The organism is Pseudoalteromonas sp. SCSIO 43201, from assembly GCF_023716725.1.
GTDB classification, from domain to species: Bacteria; Pseudomonadota; Gammaproteobacteria; order Enterobacterales; family Alteromonadaceae; genus Pseudoalteromonas; species Pseudoalteromonas peptidolytica.
Genome location: NZ_CP072683.1, coordinates 210,405 through 231,743, shown reverse-complemented (window position 1 = coordinate 231,743; position 21,339 = coordinate 210,405). Strand labels below are relative to the sequence as shown.

Here is a 21,339-nt window from a genome sequence, read left to right as displayed (position 1 = left end):
TCCATTTTTTTAGCGATTCTCTAAACGGTTGTAATCAAATAACCCATATTCAACACCACGTGTTTGCTCGGCAATTTTGTGGATTAAGTCGCTATAGCGCCAAAATTCGGGGTGAGTTCTACGAATACCATATTGCGCTCGTAGCGCAAGGTAGTCAGGTTCACTCGTCATTTGACTAAATAATGATACAAAGTCCTCTTGCGCTGCTTTGTTTTCTAAGTACCAAATTGCTTCGGGGTAATCGCCAATAAAACCTGGGACTATTGTCGCCGTGTCTTCAGCATATGCTCTTTGGCCCTCTTCATTGAGTAAGCTTGAAATATTGAAGTGCGCATTGTGGTGTAATAATGAGAACGCTTGATGTGAACCGTCACTTTGCTTAGTAATGATAAACGAAACCTGAGGTAACAGATTAATTGCTTCCACGGGCATACTGTTTAGTGCTTGTAGAGGTTTTCCGACAACACGGTAGTCGTAATCCTTATTAAGAACAGGTTCGAGCACCGTATGCAATTGCTGATATAGTTCTTGCTTGGGGTCGTCAGTTTTGTATTTTATGCCCGTTGGCGCACCTATCAGAGACTTGCGGTTAATAAACTCGCTTAAACTCAAATGTGATTTGCGATACCAGTGACGCTTAATTTCTTGACGGTGGCTAAGCGGCAACAAGTTTAAAAAGTTTTGTTCCCCCTCTAGCCTTAAGAAGTCCATATATAAGCGAGTTATCAGCTGATGGCCAATGTTGCCATACACATCAAAACCCGCTACCAGCAAATAGTGAATGCGCTCAAACAGAGCATAATCGAGTACCCAAGTAGTTTTAGGTGGTTGACCGATAAATCCTTTCACAACTGTCGCACTGTCAAAATGACGGAAGATGGTTAGCGCAGCATTAGGGTTTTCTCCTTCACCGCGCCAGATTAAGTCCATATTGAGGCGCTGGCCATCAGCAAACATCGTTTCCGCAAGTGCTGTTTTGGCACGTAAATAGTCTTGTTGCTTACTTGCATATTTTGCCCAACTAGAAAGTGGCAACGCATTACTTTGCTCCGCCGCAGGCAAGACCAAATCCTCGTCGTGTTTTAACAGCAGTTGATTAACGGCTTCATTGCTGTTTTTTTCAGGGTCAACAAATGCCACCCAAAAGTGATCATTAATAACATTCAGTGCGATTTGACCACGGCAAACAGGCCCTTTGATAAACCCTTTAACAATAAGCTCAGCTTCATCTAGCATGAACTGATAACGGGATTTAACTGGAATGTCTTTGAATACTTTGAATGGGTTTGCTGCAAGCTCGGGTTCATAGCCAGGCAGTGATTGTACTTGATAATCAGCAGCATAAAACTGCTGGTGTAAACGAGCTAGCTTAGCGTCATCGAGCGCTAATGGCATGTGTGTTTTTGACAAAATGGTGCTGCGGACTTGCATCAAACGATAATAGACTCTATCTATTTTTGGATCATCAAACGGTCTCACTGCCTTCACTAACGCAATCGGTTGCCCAGGGGGAGTGCTGGAGCGCACCAATTGAAAAAATGAACCATCATCACTTTTTGGAAAATAGATGTGGGCAAGATACCAATGCTCAAAAATATAGCGTGCTGCTAAGCGATGCTTATTGGTATCTTGATTTAAAAATTGCTCCCATTTTGCCACTTCTTTTTGATCAACATCGCTTGGTTCGGCTATTTGCTGCATTTTGCTGCCATTTTTTAGCCACTGTTCAAGTGTTTTAAACTCATCATGGCTCAGAGCGGGCAGCCCGTAAGGCATACCGGCATGTGGCTGTTGCTTCGCCAGTGCAGAGAACTCATCCATGGTTGGACAGGATTGCTCCCTATCAAGAGAAAAGTCAAACTCTTTACCCAATATACCTTGCTTCGGGAAGGGGTGAGACATTTTGAGCAGCAAACTGTTGTAGAGCACACTACCTGCAAGGTTGCTATAGTCAGACTGTTGGCGCTCATTCAGTACTGCTGTGAAGCCTCGTTCACGCCATTGTGTTGTAGTTTGTGCATCAAATAACAAGCGTGTTGGCGTTTGTGCTAGCAGCCGTGTGCCATCGTATACAAGCTCCTTCGAAAGCCCTCTATCGATCCCTTCGGGGGAGGATAGCTTAAGCTGGCAAGGCGCATCATAACAACCATGACACACCACACAGCGGGACTCTAAAATAGGCTTCACCGTGTGCAAATAACGTGTACCGCTTTGATGGTGCTGCTCAATCCGTGCTTGCGGCTGCTCAGGGCCAAACATGTCGTCGTACTTGGAAACGCCGAGCGCCACACAACCCGATAACACAGTGAGCATCAGCGCACAAAACAATACACGTTTAGACATTTACTCGTCCTCGTCATCTAAGCCTAGGTCAAATGTAGGTAACATTTCCATCGGAGGAGAAACAAATAATGCCTCACCTTCGGTGCTCAATACAGCGCTAAGTACGGGACCTCGGTTAAGCAACAGTTGCAGTTGATGGCCTGCTTCTAGCAACGCGGTGACATTCGCACTGATATTAAGAAGCTCATAGTCATCAATATGCAAGCTGATATTTTCATCTTCTTTAGGGTTCTGACATAAGTGAGCAAGTAAGTTCTCACTCAAGATCACAGACACTTCGGCGTCTGGAACATTAACGTCACGATTTTCAATATTGTCATCTAACAAAAAAAGCGGTAGTGACAAGGGGGTATCTTGTTGTAATTCCATCAAAGGTTACCATCTGAGTATTTACTTTATATTAGCACAGCTAGATGGCTGATAGCTGAAAAAGAGCGCAACAAAGCGCCCCATTTACCAAGGTAAGGTTTCACCGTTAGAGTGCCAAAAGCCTCCACTATTTTCGATGTTCAAGTGTTCAATTCTTTTAATTAAACGCTCAGCGGCGACATCCGGGGTAATATCTCCAGCAAACCCAACCATTTGCGTTTGCACAAACCCCGGATGGAACAGTCCAACCGAAATTCCCTGATTTTTTAGTTCATGAGCCATGCTCACGCTCGCAGCATTGAGTGCCGCTTTTGACATACGATAACCAATATATCCACCAGAACCATTATCAGCAATGGAACCCATTCGGCTGGTTATCATCGCAACTTTACTGCCTGCACTGAAGTTCTTTAAGAGCGCATGAGTAACCCGAATTGGCCCCATCGCATTGACATGAAACTGTTGCTCAAGAGTTTTAAAATCCATATCTGCGAGCGTTTCATTGTGGAACACCCCAGCGTTGTTCACCAGCACATCCACTTGTTTTGTGCCCAGTGCCGCCAGCAGCTTTTTAACGCCATTTTCTGTAGCAACATCAATATTTTCAATCGTGTTGATCCCTAATGCTTCTAGCTCTTCTGAAGTATTACGAACAACAGCCGTTACCTCACAGCCTAACGCTTGATATTGCTTACAAAACTCTAATCCAATCCCACGATTTGCACCTGTCACCAAAACATGCAATGCCATATCCTTCTCCTCATTTTATTGCTCAAAGTATTACTATTGGTGTGAGTGTACCAAACTCAAGATCAATCGAGCCTGAATTTATAAGTCACGAAAAATCGATACAATAGTCATACTAGGGTGAAAAGTCAGATTTTATGCGCAAATATCATCCGTTGCAGACTCAAGCATAGAAAAAACCGCCCCTTGTGGATCTGTAATGACACAAAACCGCCCAACTTCAGGCACATCTGTTGGTGGCACACATATTTCACCACCTAGCTTTTGCGCGTGCGCTGCTTTACTGTCACAATCTAATACAGCAAGGTATACCATCCAATGTGGCGGAATATCCTCCCCCCACTCTGCAGTCATTTCTATCATCCCTGCAACCGGGTGGTCATCGACTTTAAATAGCGTATATTCCATCTCCCCCATATCTTTGGTTTCAACTTGCCAATCAAATAACGAAGTATAAAAATCGCGACTTTTCTGACTATTTTTACTCACCAGTTCAAACCAATAAGGGGTATTAGCTTCTAGCTGACGTTGTGTGCCGATATGCCCACCTTCTTGCCATAATGCAAAAATGGCACCCCCAGGCTCTTGCAACATTACCATGCGCCCAGCACCAGCTACATCATGGGGCCCTGCCAACACTTTTGCACCTAATTCCACAGCACGAGCCACACTGTTATCGACATGGGTTACTGCAACATAAGCAAGCCAATGACTCACTGCGCCGTTTTTCTGCTGCTCAGCTGTCATCTGATACATCGCAGCTATATCATCGGCGCCTTTTTGCAGCATAGTGTAATAACAATCTTCACCTATCGGCTGATCTAGAATCTGCCAATCGAATAACTGACTATAAAAGGGTTTTGCTGATTTCCAGTCACTTGAGCACAACTCAATCCAACAAAAGTAACCGGGTCTAAATTCGCTGACAACTGACATCACCATTTCTCCAATGAAACCTAGTCAAGTGAATATAGCAGTGTTCTGGTAATAATGAAGTGCTGCTAAGTCAGATAACCAAGGGTTATTCCTTTAATTGACCGTACTTGGGCGAGCGAGGGCCATACAGCAAACCATTTGTTGACCCTGCAGATAGCAAGCGCTGAGATGCCTCTTGTGATACTTCGAAGCCCATATCGAAGGTACTTTCAATCACTTGATTCAGCACTGCACCAATTAAAGCGCCTGCTAGACTGTTATCATTATCATCGCGATCTTCACTACTAGCAGCTTGAGCGTGTCCCTGCCAGATCACTTGACCAGTTTGTAGATCGACTAACTTTGCAGATAATGCAACCTTAGTGTCGCTATCGATCACAATATAAGAAGTTCCATAATCTTGAACTTCAATATACAAAGCAGCATCTGCAGAGAATATCTCGTGCAGCTTGCTAGGCGCTACATTATGAACGTCGTGTGCAATTGCAAGGCCATTACTTTTAAATGTCTCTTGCACTAACGATACTGGAAACACATAGTACCCCGAATCAGCCAGAGGCTGTATTACGGTTGCCATCACACTGTAAGGTGCAATAACTTCATTTGAGTTATTGATTGGCGGTAATACCAAGATGGATTTAGGATCACTTTGAATAAAAGCGCTATAGTCTTGACTTGGTGACGTTTTACAGCCATTTAGCAAAGTCAACGTAACGAATACCAACGCGCACCTGAACCATTTCATATTATTCTCCCTGTGCATTGACCATGAGAAAGTTAATATAGTGCTGAGACTCAGGAAACAGCTGCTTCTCTTGCTCAAAATAACTAAATCCCTTTGTTTGATCACCTTGAAGTAAATGTAAATATCCAAGGTGAGCATACATTCCCGGCGCAGGACTCAATTGGTTAGCTTCAGCACGTGCTATATCAGACTCTAATTCGGCGATTTGTTCATTCAGTGCCGCCATATCGCCACGAAAAAACGCGTAGACATTGCGCTCATAAGAGCCGTAATAATATTGCGGTGTTGTACTTTGACACCCTGACAATACCAATAGCAACACCACCAAAAATATCGTTTTTTTCATAATTTACCTGAATATTAGATTGCGCTAAATGGGTTTATAAAGGCTGCCAATCGCCCTGTTCAATACCATTTACTAAGTTGTTAACCGCTTCACGAATGGCCAAATCCAATACTTTACCGTTTAACGTTGAGTCATAACTGGCAGTACCACCAAACCCTATTACTTCACGATTAGATAAACTATATTCACCAGCGCCTTGTACCGAGTACACAACTTCCGAACTGTTAACATCAACAATATTCAAGTTGACTTTGGCGTACGCAACTTGCGATTTACCTTTACCCAAAATGCCGAATAATTGTTTATCACCAACTTCTTTTCTACCAAACTCAGATACATCACCAGTCACCACAAAATTAGCGCCTTTGATCTTTTGTTTTGCCCCTGAAAAGCCCGCTTCTTGAGAAATTTCACTCATATTTTCTCTATCTAGCACGACAAATCGATTACTTTGTTGCAGATACGTAGTAAGAATCGTTTTAGCCTGAGAGCCAAGACGATCGGCGCCAGAATTAAAAACACCGTTGAGATAAGCGGAGCGGTTTTGTAACTTACCAACCGCTAACTGGCTCTTCGGGCCATTGTAAGCTTGGTTATATGTTGCCACTTTTGGGCTCTCGAGTGTTCTTGATGCTTCCGTTGCGCAACCCGCAGTCAGTCCAATAAAAGTTAGCGCAAATACAGTCACGAGTTGTTTGTTCATTGTTTATCTCCTAATGAGGTTCAGGCCTTGTAAAAACAGCCCAGAATAATCTGTGCCTTGTTGCTAACTAATGTAATCAAACTTGATGCGCTTTGATGTTAATTTTTGTTTGTCAAAGGTGTACCTCACACTACATTTGGTGAAGTCGTAACAAGACATACTAAGTATAGCCTTGTGCCACCTGTTTGCCTTTTGCAGCAAAGCGCATTAAACCTAGCTAGGTTTATAGAAAATAGTTATTTATATACAAGGTGTTAAAGAAGAAAGAGGAGAGTGGTGCTTAGTGCCATTCGCGGCACTAAACAAAAAAGGTATGATATTGAAGCCAATTTACACTTTTCTACAAATCAACGTTGGCGCATAACCCCTTCTTGGATAGTAGAGGCCACAAGTTCACCTTGACGATTAAAAAACTGCCCTCTGACAAGACCACGGCCATTAGAAGCACTCGGACTATCCACACTATACAAAATCCACTCATCCATTCTAAATGGACGATGAAACCACATCGCATGATCAATGGTTGCAACCTGCATATTCGGCTGCATAAACGACAGCCCGTGTGGTTGCAATGCAGTTGGCAAAAACTCAAAGTCTGACGCATACGCCAATAAATAGTTATGTATTCGACGGTCGTCGGGCATCTCACCATTAGCTTTAAACCAGACGTTCCTAACCGGTGATTGCTTTTTAGGCTGAAAAGGATTTTGGAAGTTAACTGGGCGCATATCCAAGGGCATTTCTTGCGTAAATTTGGCGCGCAACGTTTCTGGAATTAAGTCTGTATGTTCCTGATAAAAATGAAGCGATGACTTTAAACTCTCCGGCTCTGGTACATCTGGCATTAAGGACTGATGAGACAAGCCTGGCTCATCCCCTTGAAATGACGCAGTCATGTAAAAAATCGGCTTGCCATACTGAATAGCGCTAACTCTGCGTGTGCTAAAACTGCGCCCATCACGAATATTCTCAACATCATAAACAATCGGCTTACTCGCATCTCCTGGACGTAAGAAGTACGAATGGAGTGAATTAACATACCGACCTTCAGGCAAGGTATATTTCGCCGCAGACAATGCCTGTCCCATCACTTGACCACCAAATACTTGCGGAAAGCCCAGATCTTGACTCTGCCCACGGTAGATGCCTTGCTCGATCTCCTCGAGGCTAAGAAGATCCAATAGGTTTTGTAATACTTGACTCATGCTGCGCTCCGAACGTCTAGTAGAACTGGCAATAGTAGATATAATGACGTAATACCTTGACCAATCCAAATACATTGCTCAAATGAGTATAATACATCATAACTCAACCTATTGGACTAACCCATATGGCTTATTGGCTGTTTAAAACTGAACCTGATGCTTTCTCAATTGATGATCTCAAAAATGCACCTGAACAGCGGACTTTTTGGGAAGGGATCCGCAACTATCAGGCTCGTAATTTTTTGCGTGATGAAGTGAAGATAGGCGATTTGGTGTTTATTTATCATTCCAGTTGCAAAGTACCCGCGGTAGTTGGTATTGCCCGAGTGATAAAGGCAGCAACTCCAGATCCTCATCAGTTTGATCTCAACAGTGACTACTACGACCCAAAGTCCTCTACAGATAACCCGCGCTGGGTCGGGGTCACTTTAGCTTATGAGAGGCATTTGCGCCCTGTCACACTTCAAGCCATCAAGGCAAATCCAGCATTAACGGAAATTGCGCTAAAAAAAGCAGGTCGGCTATCTGTCATGCCAGTTGTGGATGTTGAATGGCACGCCATATTAGCAATGTCAGGAGCGAGCTAACGCTTGCTCCTATTTTTATTCCACCCATGTTTAGGGACAATACTGATATAAAGCAGCAAGGCGACCCATGAAAACAATAATGTTCCGATTAGCCACCCATTTTTCTCATGACCTTTCGTGCGTTTACTTCCTGCAACCAAAGTGACAGGAAGCACACACAGCACCGAAGATTAACAGTGGGGTTTCGAACATAACCCTGGCCAATTCACCTCTGATGCCAATACACGCTGTGGCGCGATATAATGTAAAATATCACCTCCACTAATGCGGTAATCCAAAGGCGGATTAAGGTCCATATTTAAGCCATTGAGATCATGCGCAACGCCCAATAAGGTCGCGTCATGATGCTGCTTGAAGTAACCAAAAATATCCTCAAAGGTTAAGCTGCCGACCTCAACGGGAATGGTCAAGCTAAATTGTGTGTCACCATGTAGTGTTGATAATAACTCTTCCTGTACTCTACTTGACCCAGGGTCTTGCATGGCACGCACCAAAATTTCAGCAGACATCGACGCTGAACATTCAACGTTGGAACAATGCTCTCTTAATAACAGTGCCTTACTGTCGTCTAAAAAATGGGCTGTGATATGTGCTTCTGGTTTTACAACTCGGCTCAGTTTTAAAGCAGTGGTAAAAGTTTGATTATCGTCGTCACCGTCAATAATGACTTTGTCGGCACGCTCAATATTAATACGGGTTAATTGCTCGTCATCAGTAAAACTTGTTAATCTGGCAAAAGCGACATCTGGATAACTTAATAATGGATGTTCCATCATGTCAGTAACTGCCAGTACTATCTTTCTTTCTTCCCGCTTGTTATCACCTAAAATGTAATCCACCATCTTTTTTGTTCTGACATCATGCCAACCAAAAATTACAATATGATTTTGCAAGTGTGCGAAATCTTTTTCCCCTGTCATGCCTCTTCTCACCCAAAACGTCACAAACTGTCCAGCTTTCCCTAACAACACACCAAATAGCGCTAGGCCAAATGGGATCTGTATTATGGCCACAACCAAACGCCCAAAGTCTGTTGTTGCACTAAAGTCGCCATACCCGACCGTAGAGGTCGTCACGACGTAATAATAAAAAAATGTACTTAGTGGCAATAACGCCGTTTCATTACTGAGCCATAATAACCCCCATGTCACCGACATGTGAATAAGCGTTGCCGTAAACAACAGCTGCCAACTGGCTTTATCGACATGAGCTCGCATCAACACAACTAAGCGCTTAAAAAATATAGGCATATTACTTCCCTATCATATACATACTGCTACCATACTGTAGATTTTACCCAAAAAACAACACGACATATCGACTTCTTTGATATAGTCTTAGAAAAGGTTACAAGAAGTAATGAGGGGTTAACATGGCTGGTGTATTGGCCTCAGTAGATCAACGCACGCAACTGGTGGGTGAAAACCGCCTTGAACTACTATTGTTTCATCTTCATAGTCGCCATTTTTTTGCGCTTAACGTCTTTAAAGTAAAAGAAGTCGTTAAACTCCCTCACCTCAATAAGATGCCTAATGCCCATCCCAAAGTGTGCGGTGTAACCAATATCCGCGGAGAGTCGATCCCAGTTATTGATCTGCGCCAAGCTATCTGTATGCCGCCATGCGAACGAGATAAAGATTGCAATCTAGTCATCACCGAATATAACCGCTCGGTTCAGGCCTTTTTAGTTGGAAAAGTCGACCAAATAATTAACACCACTTGGTCAGACATTATGCCGACCCCCAAATCTGTTGGTCGTAACCACTACCTTACTGCATTGACTAAAATACAACGCAGTGGTGTAGAGCATATTGTTGAAATCATTGATGTAGAGAAAGTGTTAGCTGAAATTGTTGAGTACACCGTCGAGATCCCACAAGGTATTCTTGATAAAGCCATTATCAATGAATTTCATGGTCGCAAGATTTTACATGCGGATGACTCCCCTACCGCACGCAGACAAGTGGCCGATACATTAGCGCAGCTGGGAATCGAGATAATCCCAGCGACTGATGGCCAAGAGGCGCTGAATGTACTAAAACACTGGGCCGATGAAGGCATTGATGTACAAAACGAACTCTTAGCAGTTATCACCGACGCCGAGATGCCCGTTATGGACGGGTATCGCCTGACTTATGAGATCCGTAACGATAGTCGTCTAAAGGATCTTTACGTCATCCTTAATACCTCACTGAGCGGCAGTTTCAATAATGCTATGGTCGAAAAAGTTGGATGTAATGCCTTCTTGTCAAAATTTCAGCCCGACTTGTTAGTGACCGAAGTGCAGAGCCGCCTGAAAGACGTGTTAGAAAACAAATAAACACTGTATAAAAAAACAGTTTTATTTTTCTTATAAATCATAGCGTTGCTTTTCTAAGCCTTGCTTTACTTAGCGAGATGCTGGGATTTAACCCAGTGACTCGGTATACTTGCCATCATTTGAGCAAATAGGCAAAGCAATGGACGTATCAGAACTACTCGACGGCCTTAACGACAAACAGCGCGATGCAGTCGCAGCTCCTCTGCAAAACATGTTAGTGCTCGCGGGCGCGGGGTCAGGTAAAACACGAGTACTTGTTCACCGCATTGCTTGGCTTATGCAAGTTGAACATGCCTCGCCGTTTAGTATTTTCGCGGTAACTTTTACCAACAAGGCTGCCAAAGAAATGCGTGCGCGCGTCGAGGCAACGATAAGTGCTCCTGTTGGTGGTATGTGGATTGGTACCTTCCACGGCCTTGCTCACCGAATGTTACGCGCCCATCATCGTGAAGCAAAACTGCCTGAGTCGTTTCAAATCTTAGACAGCGATGATCAACAGCGGATGATCCGCCGCTTGCTCAAAGCTATGAATATCGATGAGAAAAAATGGCCACCTAAACAGTTAAGCTGGTATATCAGTGCTCGAAAAGATGAAGGGTTAAGGCCAAAAGATATTCAAGCATATGATGTCAATGAACAACTGATGTTAAAAGTTTACAGCGCTTATCAAGATGCTTGCGACAGAGCCGGCTTGGTTGATTTTGCTGAGATCTTACTCCGCTGTTATGAACTGTTACAGCAACAACCGACTTTATTGCGTCATTATCAACAGCGATTTCGCCACATGCTGGTAGACGAATTCCAAGATACCAACAGTATTCAATACTTATGGTTACGCCTGCTTGCTGGAAGCGAAAACAACATCATGATCGTAGGCGATGATGACCAAAGTATATATGGTTGGCGCGGTGCAAAAGTTGAAAACATCAAACGATTCCTAGATGACTTTAACGCACAGACCATTCGCCTTGAGCAAAATTACCGCTCTACCGCGACGATTCTAAAAGCATCAAATGCGCTAATTGAAAATAATTCAGAGCGTATGGGAAAAAGCCTATGGACGGACGGTAATCAAGGTGAACCCATTTCAATTTACGCGGCTTTCAATGAGCTTGATGAAGCAAGATTTGTCGTGGGTAAAATCAAGTCATGGCTGCAAGCTGGTAATGCGCTGAGCGACAGCGCGGTGCTGTATAGAAATAACGCACAATCACGGGTATTAGAAGAAGCACTACTGCAAGAAGGACTAAAGTACCGGATCTACGGTGGTATGCGCTTTTTCGAACGCCAAGAAATAAAAGATGCGCTTTCTTACTTACGCATTATCAGTAACCGTAACGATGATGCCGCCTTTGAGCGCGTTATTAATACTCCAGCACGGGGGATTGGTGATAAAACCCTAAGTCATATTCGCGACTGTGCACGTCATGAATCCTTGTCACTTTGGGATGCAGCAAAAGCAGTGCTGGCGCAAAAACATTTGGCAGGGCGAGCCGCCACCGCAGTCACTAAGTTTATCGACTTAATCGAACAACTAGACGACAAAATCACTGAACTGGAACTTGCGCAGCAAGCACAGACAGCGATTGAACAGTCAGGTTTGATGGCCATGTATCAAGCAGAAAAAGGCGAAAAAGGCCGCGCACGAGTGGAAAACTTGGAAGAACTCATCAGCGCCTGTGGTCAGTATGAACTGCCTATTGATGAAGACTTCACTTCACCGCTACAGGGCTTCTTAGCCTATACCTCATTAGAAGCTGGTGAAGGCCAAGCAGACGAGCACGAAGATGCTGTGCAAATGATGACGCTGCACTCAGCTAAAGGTCTAGAATTCCCCTTAGTATTTATGGTTGGTGTGGAGGAAGGCATGTTTCCATCACAGCAAAGTAATGAAGAGTCCGGTCGACTAGAAGAAGAGCGCCGCCTCTGCTACGTTGGTATGACACGCGCCATGGATAAGCTTTACATTAGCCATGCAGAAAGTCGGCGTTTATATGGTCAAGAAAAGCACCACAGCCCATCACGTTTCCTCCGAGAAATCCCTGAAGACTGTATGGAAGAGATCCGAATTAAAACGCAAATCTCTCGCCCTGCAAATACGGGGAGATTCAGCCCTTCAATCAGCCATGCAACTTTTGAAGAAAGTGGCTTCAACCTTGGACAACGTGTACTACATGCGAAGTTTGGTGCAGGCACCGTATTGAATTACGAAGGCGCAGGAGCGCAATCACGTATTCAAGTCAATTTTGATGACGTGGGTAGCAAGTGGTTAGTGACAGCCTATGCTAGATTACAAGCACTCTAACCTCCCAACCTTACTCAAACAGCTTGCTGATGCCCGCCATCGGCAGCTGTTGCTCGTCACTGGTCGCCAAGCTTGGTGTTATCAACAATCTGAACAACTGCTTACGCAATCAAGTGACTGTTTGGTGCTCAGTAATAACCAATTACTTAGCCAAGCAATATGGCCGGATCACTTACATCAAATACTTGGACAAGAGTTTGACCACCTAATTTACGATGGCTTTAGTGGGATTCTCCCCAACAAAATCGCAGCAGCTGCCGGTACCGTAAAAGCGGGCGGTTTGTTTGTACTACTACTTCCTGAGTTGAGCGAGCTGGAACACTGGATAGACTCCGCAATTCAACGCTGGAGTTCAGAGGGGTATACGCCAACACACAGCTACTTTTTAAACCGATGGCAGCAACTATGGCAGCACCAACCAGCTTGGCAAATTAGCGAAAAACACGAAAGCTCGCTGCCCAAAAATTACCACCCATCGGGCCCGACGACGTGCGGTATCGAAGCGCAGCAACACGTATTATCCCGCATCACTAGTGCACTAATAAATAACCATACTCCTATCTTGCTCAGTGCCGATCGCGGACGCGGTAAGAGTGCGCTTTTAGGGTTACTAGCAGCAAAGCTGCCTGAACAACCATTTGTTATTTGCAGCCGTCATTTCCATGCTTTGCACAGTTGTTTTGCGATGCGTGCGAATACACTCAATCAGCCCGTCAAGCACAATAGCAAAACACTCGCCAATCTAAGTTATCTAGCACCAGATGCGTTACTACAGCAAGCGCCATCTCTGGATAGCAATACGATTTTGTTGATAGACGAAGCAGCCACACTGCCAGTGCCTTTTTTAATTCAAGTTGCGCAGCTTGGCTTTCGTTGTGTATTTTCGAGTACCTTAGTAGGTTATGAAGGAAATGGCCGGGGCTATACCTTAAGGTTTAAACGCCACCTTGCCACCCACTACCCAAAACATCTTGATTTCACTCTAACATCACCTATTCGTTATGCGTCCAATGATCCATTAGAGCAACAAATTCGGCGGTTATTCGCGTTAGAGTGTAAAATCAAACCGCCCTCCTCCTCTTATCAGTACTCAATGCGCGCAATTACACAAGCCGAATTGGCTACGAATAACACATTGCTTGAACAGGTGTTTTCTTTGTTAGTATTGGCGCATTATCAAACCAGTGTTGATGATTTGAGACAACTGTTAGATGCACCAGATCTGTACCTGTACGGCGCTTTTTGCGATGATCAGTTGGTAGCAATTTGTCTCGCGGTATTAGAAGGCGGAATGCCTGACCCATTGGCGCAGGATATTATCAATGGTAAGCGCAGGCCAGCTGGGCACCTGATGTCACAACAGCTCGCCACCACCTACGGCGATCGCCACTTTGTTAGCGCTCATCATGCTCGCATTATCCGTATTGCAGTACACCCAGATATGCAGCGTCGCGGGATTGGCAGCCAACTATTAAGCGCTGTTGAGAACTCGTTGCCTAGGCATATCAGCGCAGTTGGTACCAGTTTTGGCCTCACCACCGAGTTGCTGACATTTTGGCATCAGCAAGGATACCAACCTTTAAAAATCGGTTTTAAACAAGATAAAGCCAGCGGTGAATATGCCTTGATTGCTCTAAAGCCCAGAAAAGAGCCAATATCGGCTTCTTATCAAGCGTTATTTAGGCAAGGGTTTGTCTACCAGTTACGTACGACTTATCAACACCTTGATACTAGTACCGTTACAGCGGTCTTGGCGACACTACAATCACAGCAAGTAAGTAGTGAGCAACTGAGCTACCTGCACTTTCTTTCACACAGTACACCTAATGAACAACAAATATGCCCCTTTTTATGGCAACTTGTCACACTACAACCAATATTAGTTAAAAGCTTAACTAATATTTCCTCAGAATTAATTATTCGGCTAGTATTACAGCAGCATGCAACCCAAGTCGTACAGCAAATGCTAGGACTTTCTGGTAAAAAAGCATTAGTTATTAAATTAAGAGAGGCCTTACAGCAAGTATATGAATATTTCCGGCATTAAACTGCTGCTGTTGGCAGTCATGATTCTGAGCTCGAGCCTTCCATTATCTGCCAAACAAGCGGTCAAAATGGGAATGTCGACGGCACTTTCAGGACCAGCCCAGGAGATTGGTCAGCAGTTAAAAGCCGGTGCAGAGTTACACCTGGATCACTATAATCAACATAAACCGGCTGACGCGTTGCCTGTGACGCTCGAAGCCTTAGACGATGGTTATGAACCGCATAAAACCGTCATCAATGCACGCAAGCTTATTTATGAGCACAAAGTAGATGCGTTATTTGGAGTAATGGGCACCCCTACCTCTTATGCAATTAAGCCCATACTAGAGCACTCCCATATCCCTTTATTAATGCCGTACACAGGCGCTGAGTTTTTACAAAACCCTACTACCTTCGATGTATTCAACCTACGCGCCAGCTACAATAAAGAAACCCAAGATATCATTCACTACTTTGTCGATGAGCTAAAATTCAAACGTATTGCTTTACTTATTCAAGCAGATGAATTTGGCTTAACGGTTGAAAAAGGCCTGACCAAAGCCTTGTCAGAACATGGCATGCGGCCTGTTGTTATTACACGCTTTAGGCGTAATAGTGACGATATAGATAAAGCACTGAAACGAGCTAAGCGCCATAAAATAGAGGCGTTTGCCATGGTTGGTACCTATCAGCCTTTAGCCAAGTTTATTAATCAAGCAAAATTTTCAGGGTTAGAAGCACACTATGCAACGGTTTCTTTTGCTTCTTCTAACGAGCTATTTGCCCGCCTCAAAGGACAGCCTAAGGTACTCGTCACCGAAGTTGTCCCTGATCCTGTGATTTGCAAAGCACAACTGTGTGATCACTTCCGACAGACCATCAATCAAACTAACCTGCCCTTAAATGAACAGGTGTTTGAAGGGTTTCTCAACGCCTATTTACTCACCAGCGCTATTCAAGCTTGTCAGTTGCCGCTGCAAAGTACCTGCCTACTGAATGCGTTACAAGATCAGTTAGAAAATAACCAACTTATTCGTGATGTATTTATGTTGCAACCTGGACAAAAGAAATTGCCAGTTTACCGCTCATTTTTCTAATAATGTTCTATCCTTAGGAGAGATTGACTATAGGCGAGGCTGACATGGATTTAATTAACTTTCGGGTCGGAAAAAAAACAATATCACTGCAAATCCTCGATATTTTATTAACTGAGCGTTACGAAGAAAACTTAACAGACTTACCTAACGACAACCCGAGCTTTCTTGGTGTTAAAGATTATATGGGAATACCCACTCCCATATTCGACTTAGGGATCATCCTCAACAAACGTTCTTCTTATGATACTAACCAAGAACTTGTAGACATGCTTAAAAAGCGAGAAGAAGACCATAAAGAATGGCTACACGCTCTAGAAGCAAGTATTTTTAATGATGCCCCTTTTTTAAAAGCGAAAGATCCAAAACAGTGCGCTTTTGGACAATGGTTTTATAGTTTTAAAACTGACAATGATGATCTCAAAGCGTTACTAAAACGCTTTGAGATCCCACATGAACAGTTACATGCGTTAGCCGATAAACTCCTCACCCTTTGTGCCAAAGGCAACAAGCAAGAAGCATTAGACACGTTAGCGCGAGAGAAAAGAACGACATTCAATAAACTCATGCGACTCTTTGAGTCTGCCCGCGACCAAATTATGCTAGATCATAAGCCTATTATTGTATTCACGACCCAGGATGGCCAAAGCCCCCATATTGGCTTGCTTGTCGACAAAGTCGAAGATAACGTGCACTGTGAAGAAAGCGATATCAAGTCACTTCATGAAATGACCAGTATTGGCTTCGAGATCGATGCACAAACGAAGAAATTAATGAAAGGATTAGTAAAAATGGGTGAACGCCACAGCGTGTTGATTGACCCTAGTGCTATTTTCCGACCAGAACATTTACAACATTATGAGTCAGAAGAAACCGAAGAGTACGGTTTGTTTTAACACTATACAGTTACACACAAAAACGCCGCTATTCGCGGCGTTTTGTACTTTATAATCTGAGCTCAGATTAGTGATTACTTAGCTTGGCGGCTAGCGCGTTTACGCTCGCTTTCAGTCAGTAATTTCTTACGAATACGGATGCTTTCAGGCGTTACTTCTACTAGCTCATCATCATCAATGAACTCAAGCGCTTGTTCTAGCGACATCACGATAGGTGGCACAAGGTTTTGTGCTTCGTCAGTACCTGCTGCACGTACGTTAGTTAACTGCTTACCTTTAAGTGCATTTACCGTTAGGTCGTTGTCACGGCTATGAATACCGATGATCATACCTTCGTAAACCTCAACACCGTGACCGATAAATAGACGACCACGTTCTTGTAGGTTAAATAGTGCGTTTGTTAGCGCTTTACCTGGTGCATTCGCGATTAGTACACCATTCTTGCGCTGACCAATGTTACCGCCTTTGTGTGGACCGTAATGCGAGAACGTGTGGTACATCAAACCAGAACCAGACGTTAACGTCATAAATTCTGTTTGGAAACCAATTAGACCACGTGCAGGCATCATGAAGTCCATACGCACACGACCTTTGCCATCTGGAGACATGTCAGTCATTTCTGCTTTACGAAGACCAAGCTGCTCCATGATAGAACCTTGGTGCTCTTCTTGACAGTCAATGGTTACTGTTTCGTACGGCTCTTCTAGCTGACCATCAACTTCACGTAGGATTACTTCTGGACGAGATACTGCAATCTCGTAGCCTTCACGACGCATATTCTCAATAAGAATACCCAAGTGAAGTTCACCACGACCAGATACACGGAAGCTATCTGGGTTATCGGTTTCTTCAACACGTAGTGCAACGTTGTGCACAAGCTCAGCTTCTAGACGCTCAAGGATATTACGCGAGGTGACGTATTTACCTTCTTGGCCTGAGAATGGAGACGTGTTTACAGAGAAAGTCATTGTTACTGTTGGTTCATCAACAGATAACGGAGGCAATGCTTCAACATTGTTCTGGCAACAGATAGTGTCAGAAATTTTCAGTTCGCCAAGACCTGTGATTGCGATGATATCACCTGCAGTTGCTTGCTCAACCTCATGACGGTCAAGACCTAAGTAACCAAGTACTTGACCTACTTTACCGTTACGTGTTTTACCATCAGCACCGACGATAGTCACCTGTTGGTTAGGCTTAACTGAACCACGCTTGATGCGGCCAACACCGATAACACCTACGTATGAGTTGTAATCAAGCTGAGAAATTTGCATCTGGAACGGACCTTCAGGATCCGCGTTAGGCGCTTCAACTTCATCTACGATAGCTTGGAACATTGGTTCCATGTTGTCAGACGGCTCATCTAGATCAAGTGTTGCCCAGCCGTTGATTGCTGATGCGTAAATCACTTTAAAGTCTAGCTGTTCGTCAGTTGCACCTAAGTTGTCGAATAGGTCAAAAACTTGGTCCATTACCCAATCAGGACGAGCGCCCGGCTTGTCAATTTTGTTGATTACAACAATAGGCTTAAGACCCTGAGCAAACGCCTTTTGTGTTACGAAACGCGTTTGTGGCATCGGACCTTCTTGTGCATCAACTAGTAGTAATACTGAGTCAGCCATCGAAAGAACACGTTCTACTTCACCACCGAAGTCGGCGTGTCCCGGAGTATCTACGATATTGATACGGTAGTCGTTCCACTTGATTGCGGTATTTTTTGCAAGGATGGTGATACCACGTTCTCTTTCAAGATCGTTTGAGTCCATCACTCGCTCTTCATTACCACCGCGCTGCTGTAGTGTACCTGATTGCTCAAGTAGCTTGTCTACAAGCGTTGTTTTACCGTGGTCTACGTGCGCGATAATCGCGATATTTCTTAACTTTTCGATGCTCATATTATTACTCAGTGAAGTTGGCCCTCAGTGATCCTAGTCGATCTACGCAAAAATGCGCGTTGAGATTGCCCGATTGAGAATTAAAGGTCGCGTATTATCTACTATTAATGTGACAGATGAAAGTTTATCCAACATTTTTTTCAATAATCTAGCATGAATTTCTCTGGTAAAGAGGGCAGTAAAACGCGACTAGGTCGAGTCCGATTACAATACTTTGCTCGTCCGATTCTGGACTTAGCCCTTGCAAAAATACAATAAAGCCTATTAATATCATGGCAATAGCGTTTGGCACATACGTTGCTAAAGTACCAATCAAGGTGAAATATTAATAATAAACCATCGTGACACCTCACTGTACTTGGAGCAAATATGGTAACACATTCAATAAACATGGCTTGGCAACGGCTCAAACGTCATATCAGTTATACAGTCACTATTATTCTGACACTTGGGCTCGCACTAGGTGCTTTGGTGTCGACGTACAACCTCAATTATCAATTACTCGCAGCACCACTCCCTTATCCAGATGCGAAGCGGTTGATGTTGTTACGCGGCGCGCTAGTCGATGACAATAATGAAATAAAACAAAGCAACTTTATTCCGCACGCTGGAAGCTTAACGTCTTATGAGAAACAACCCCAATTCCCCGAGATTGAAAGCATAGCACTACAAAACATTAGTATTGATGTGGAGCAAAGCTTGCCAAGTAGTCCTACATTTAATATCGGTGCCATCACCCCTGAGTACATGCAATTACTTGATGCACCGATGGCACTCGGTCGCTACTTTTCCAGCGATGAAGGTCTAGGTAGTCAGCAACCGGTTGCAATGATTTCATATTCTGTGTGGCAACAATATTTCGCTGGTAACCCTGATGTTTTAGAAAAAACGGTGGTTTTTAAAGGCGTCAGTTTCAAAATTATTGGTGTAACGGCCTCACAATTTGACGAACCAGTGCTTTCAACACCAAATTGGCATACTGATGTTTGGCTAACCTATGACTACAACGATTCACCGGCTCCTCAGTGGCAACGTAACAACATTCAAACCTACCAGATCCTAAAATTACATAAGTCAGCAGACTCTCAAACAGCACAGCTGTCTCTGGAAAACTGGTTTAATGAGCAGCTACATCAGCAAACCAGAGGTATGCAAGATTTCGCAAATAGTAGAGTCAAACTGGAATTGATCCCGTTCAAAACTCGTATTGTTGGCGATGCCTCACAGGTCAGCTTGATGATGTTACTTGGCAGCATTGTATTGTTGTTAATTGCACTAAGTAATATCTGTAACTTAGTACTATCGCGAGCTGTAGAGCAACAAAGAAACTTTGCTGTTCAAGCTGCTTTAGGTGCAAGACCAAGCCATTTGTTTCATCACATAGTAACAGAGTTAGGGCTCTTGTTTACCTGCGCGGCCGCGATTTCCCTTGTAGTCGCAACCGCTATTATCTGGTTACTAAAATCTGGCATGGCGGGGCCTCTTGCGCGTTTGCAAACACTACAACTTGAACTGCATACCGTGGTATTTGCTTTAATTACGAGTGCCGCCTTGTGTTTGATGCTCGCTTGGATTGTCAGCCGTCAGCTTAATTATCAGAACATTATTCGCCAATTACAAAGCAGTGGTAAAGGGACTGGTGTACAAATCTCTGCTACCACCCGTAACTTACTCATCTCTTTTCAACTGCTTATTTGCCTCTCTTTGCTTACCGTTTGCCTTGGTGTATTTCAAACAAGCTGGCAGCATTTACAGCGTGAAACGGGCATAAAAGAACAAAATACCTACCAAGTGGCACTGAATCTTGGCACATTACTGCAACAAATGACGCTTGAGGAACGCCGGCAGCTATTACTCTCAGCATTAGACTCCCTGCGGGCATTACCACAAGTCGAGCATGCAGGGATCGGCGGCTACCCTCCCATTTCTTATTGGGTTCCTGGCTTTTCTAGTCGTCAGATGCAATTTGAGCCAGGGATCAAGAAAAACTCATTTGAATTTCAAAGCACGGCTGGTACGGCATCTTACTTTAACGCTTTCGGAACCAAGCTCATTGATGGTAGAGCCTTCACGATGGAAGAAGCCATTAACAACGAGTCCGTCGTTATTATCAATCAGTATCTGGCAAGGCAGCTTAGAGAAAGAGGACAAGTGCTCGGTGCCAAATTATATTCACGTAACAGTCAAAACAGTGTTGAAGTTATTGGCGTAGTCGATGATATTTATCTACCTAATCAGCCAAATATTGCTAGAATTTTTATTCCCGCAATACCAACTGGCTACCCTTTTATCATGATTGAAACTAAGGCCAATGCAGGTATCAGCAAAGCAGAAATAAACCAGCTTTTGGTCGATATTCACCCACAGATGCGAGTCTATAATTTTCAGTCGACAACAACACTACTTGCAACACATTTACAGCGAGATCGTGTCGCCAGCATCTTTACATTGGTATTGTCTGTCATTGCCTTAGTCCTAGCTGCAATCGGGATCTATGGTGTCTGCAAATATAACATTGCATTACGCCGTTTCGAGCTGGGGGTGAGAATGTCCATAGGCGCAACACCGATAACCGTATTGATTCTAATATTAAAGGATAACTTGCGACCCCTACTTATCGCGGTTTGTGCATCTGCATGTATTTTATTGAGTATTTCAGCACTTCAGGATACGCTTGTACCTAATACAGCCAGTAGTATTGTGCACTGGCTAGTATCGTTGGCGGCTGTGATAACTTTAGTTACTGGTGTGACCCTAGCCTCTGCCAGAGACATTATTGCCCGCCCAGCACTGCACGCACTGCGCGGAGAATAATAACATTTT

Annotated in this window: 17 protein-coding genes; 7 read left to right on the top strand and 10 right to left on the bottom strand. The window is 43.9% G+C overall.

Annotation, left to right across the window (positions count from 1 at the left end):
* Positions 1-9 precede the first annotated feature (9 nt).
* The 8 genes from J8Z24_RS00905 to tesB all read right to left on the bottom strand — a co-directional run bounded on the left by J8Z24_RS00905 (position 10) and on the right by tesB (position 7,394).
* Complete coding sequence (locus J8Z24_RS00905) at positions 10-2,343, bottom strand: fatty acid cis/trans isomerase (RefSeq protein WP_176032903.1); 2,334 nt, start codon at positions 2,341-2,343, stop codon at positions 10-12.
* Positions 2,344-2,712, bottom strand: coding sequence for a hypothetical protein (locus J8Z24_RS00900; RefSeq protein WP_125251372.1), 369 nt, complete (start codon positions 2,710-2,712; stop codon positions 2,344-2,346).
* A gap of 84 nt (positions 2,713-2,796) precedes the next feature.
* Positions 2,797-3,462: an SDR family oxidoreductase gene (locus tag J8Z24_RS00895; RefSeq protein WP_176032904.1), complete on the bottom strand. Its 666-nt coding sequence runs from the start codon at positions 3,460-3,462 to the stop codon at positions 2,797-2,799.
* 132 nt (positions 3,463-3,594) lie between these two features.
* Positions 3,595-4,395, bottom strand: coding sequence for a VOC family protein (locus tag J8Z24_RS00890; RefSeq protein WP_125251370.1), 801 nt, complete (start codon positions 4,393-4,395; stop codon positions 3,595-3,597).
* A gap of 85 nt (positions 4,396-4,480) precedes the next feature.
* Positions 4,481-5,140 (bottom strand): DUF799 domain-containing protein, encoded by a 660-nt coding sequence (locus tag J8Z24_RS00885; RefSeq protein WP_176032905.1) that lies wholly within the window; start codon positions 5,138-5,140, stop codon positions 4,481-4,483.
* Between the two features lies 1 nt (position 5,141).
* The gene (locus J8Z24_RS00880; RefSeq protein ID WP_147390096.1) at positions 5,142-5,486 is read right to left on the bottom strand and encodes a DUF4810 domain-containing protein; all 345 of its coding nucleotides are present in this window, start codon (positions 5,484-5,486) and stop codon (positions 5,142-5,144) included.
* Positions 5,487-5,520: 34 nt separating this feature from the next.
* Positions 5,521-6,189, bottom strand: coding sequence for a CsgG/HfaB family protein (locus tag J8Z24_RS00875; RefSeq protein WP_252095121.1), 669 nt, complete (start codon positions 6,187-6,189; stop codon positions 5,521-5,523).
* Between the two features lie 347 nt (positions 6,190-6,536).
* Positions 6,537-7,394, bottom strand: coding sequence for an acyl-CoA thioesterase II (gene tesB, locus J8Z24_RS00870; RefSeq protein ID WP_128731758.1), 858 nt, complete (start codon positions 7,392-7,394; stop codon positions 6,537-6,539).
* A gap of 125 nt (positions 7,395-7,519) precedes the next feature.
* Between tesB and J8Z24_RS00865 the strand changes: the two genes are divergently transcribed.
* Positions 7,520-7,981, top strand: a complete 462-nt coding sequence (locus J8Z24_RS00865; protein ID WP_176032906.1) for an EVE domain-containing protein — start codon at positions 7,520-7,522, stop codon at positions 7,979-7,981.
* 170 nt (positions 7,982-8,151) lie between these two features.
* On the opposite strand, the gene J8Z24_RS00860 is transcribed toward J8Z24_RS00865, so the two are convergent.
* Entirely contained in the window at positions 8,152-9,231 is a 1,080-nt protein-coding gene (locus J8Z24_RS00860) for a potassium channel family protein (protein ID WP_252095120.1), read from the bottom strand.
* 122 nt (positions 9,232-9,353) lie between these two features.
* Here J8Z24_RS00860 and J8Z24_RS00855 point away from each other — a divergent pair, with 122 nt between their 5' ends.
* The 5 genes from J8Z24_RS00855 (at position 9,354) to J8Z24_RS00835 (ending at position 16,621) form a co-directional block, all read left to right on the top strand.
* The gene (locus J8Z24_RS00855; protein ID WP_176032908.1) at positions 9,354-10,301 is read left to right on the top strand and encodes a chemotaxis protein CheV; all 948 of its coding nucleotides are present in this window, start codon (positions 9,354-9,356) and stop codon (positions 10,299-10,301) included.
* Positions 10,302-10,440: 139 nt separating this feature from the next.
* Entirely contained in the window at positions 10,441-12,606 is a 2,166-nt protein-coding gene (gene uvrD / locus J8Z24_RS00850; RefSeq protein ID WP_176032909.1) for a DNA helicase II, read from the top strand.
* Complete coding sequence (locus tag J8Z24_RS00845; protein ID WP_252095119.1) at positions 12,584-14,653, top strand: GNAT family N-acetyltransferase; 2,070 nt, start codon at positions 12,584-12,586, stop codon at positions 14,651-14,653. Before uvrD ends, J8Z24_RS00845 begins: the two co-directional genes overlap by 23 nt.
* Positions 14,634-15,728: an ABC transporter substrate-binding protein gene (locus tag J8Z24_RS00840; RefSeq protein WP_176032911.1), complete on the top strand. Its 1,095-nt coding sequence runs from the start codon at positions 14,634-14,636 to the stop codon at positions 15,726-15,728. The genes J8Z24_RS00845 and J8Z24_RS00840 overlap by 20 nt, the downstream gene beginning before the upstream one ends.
* A 44-nt stretch (positions 15,729-15,772) precedes the next feature.
* Positions 15,773-16,621 carry a CZB domain-containing protein gene (locus J8Z24_RS00835; protein ID WP_252095118.1) on the top strand — a complete coding sequence of 283 codons (849 nt, stop codon included), beginning with the start codon at positions 15,773-15,775 and terminating at the stop codon, positions 16,619-16,621.
* 74 nt (positions 16,622-16,695) lie between these two features.
* Here J8Z24_RS00835 and typA read toward each other — a convergent pair whose 3' ends face one another.
* A complete protein-coding gene (gene typA, locus J8Z24_RS00830) occupies positions 16,696-18,516 on the bottom strand; it encodes a translational GTPase TypA (RefSeq protein ID WP_125251358.1) in 1,821 nt (606 codons plus the stop codon).
* 369 nt (positions 18,517-18,885) lie between these two features.
* On the opposite strand from typA, the gene J8Z24_RS00825 reads away from it, so the two are divergent.
* Positions 18,886-21,330, top strand: a complete 2,445-nt coding sequence (locus tag J8Z24_RS00825) for an ABC transporter permease (RefSeq protein WP_252095117.1) — start codon at positions 18,886-18,888, stop codon at positions 21,328-21,330.
* The last annotated feature ends 9 nt before the right edge of the window (positions 21,331-21,339 follow it).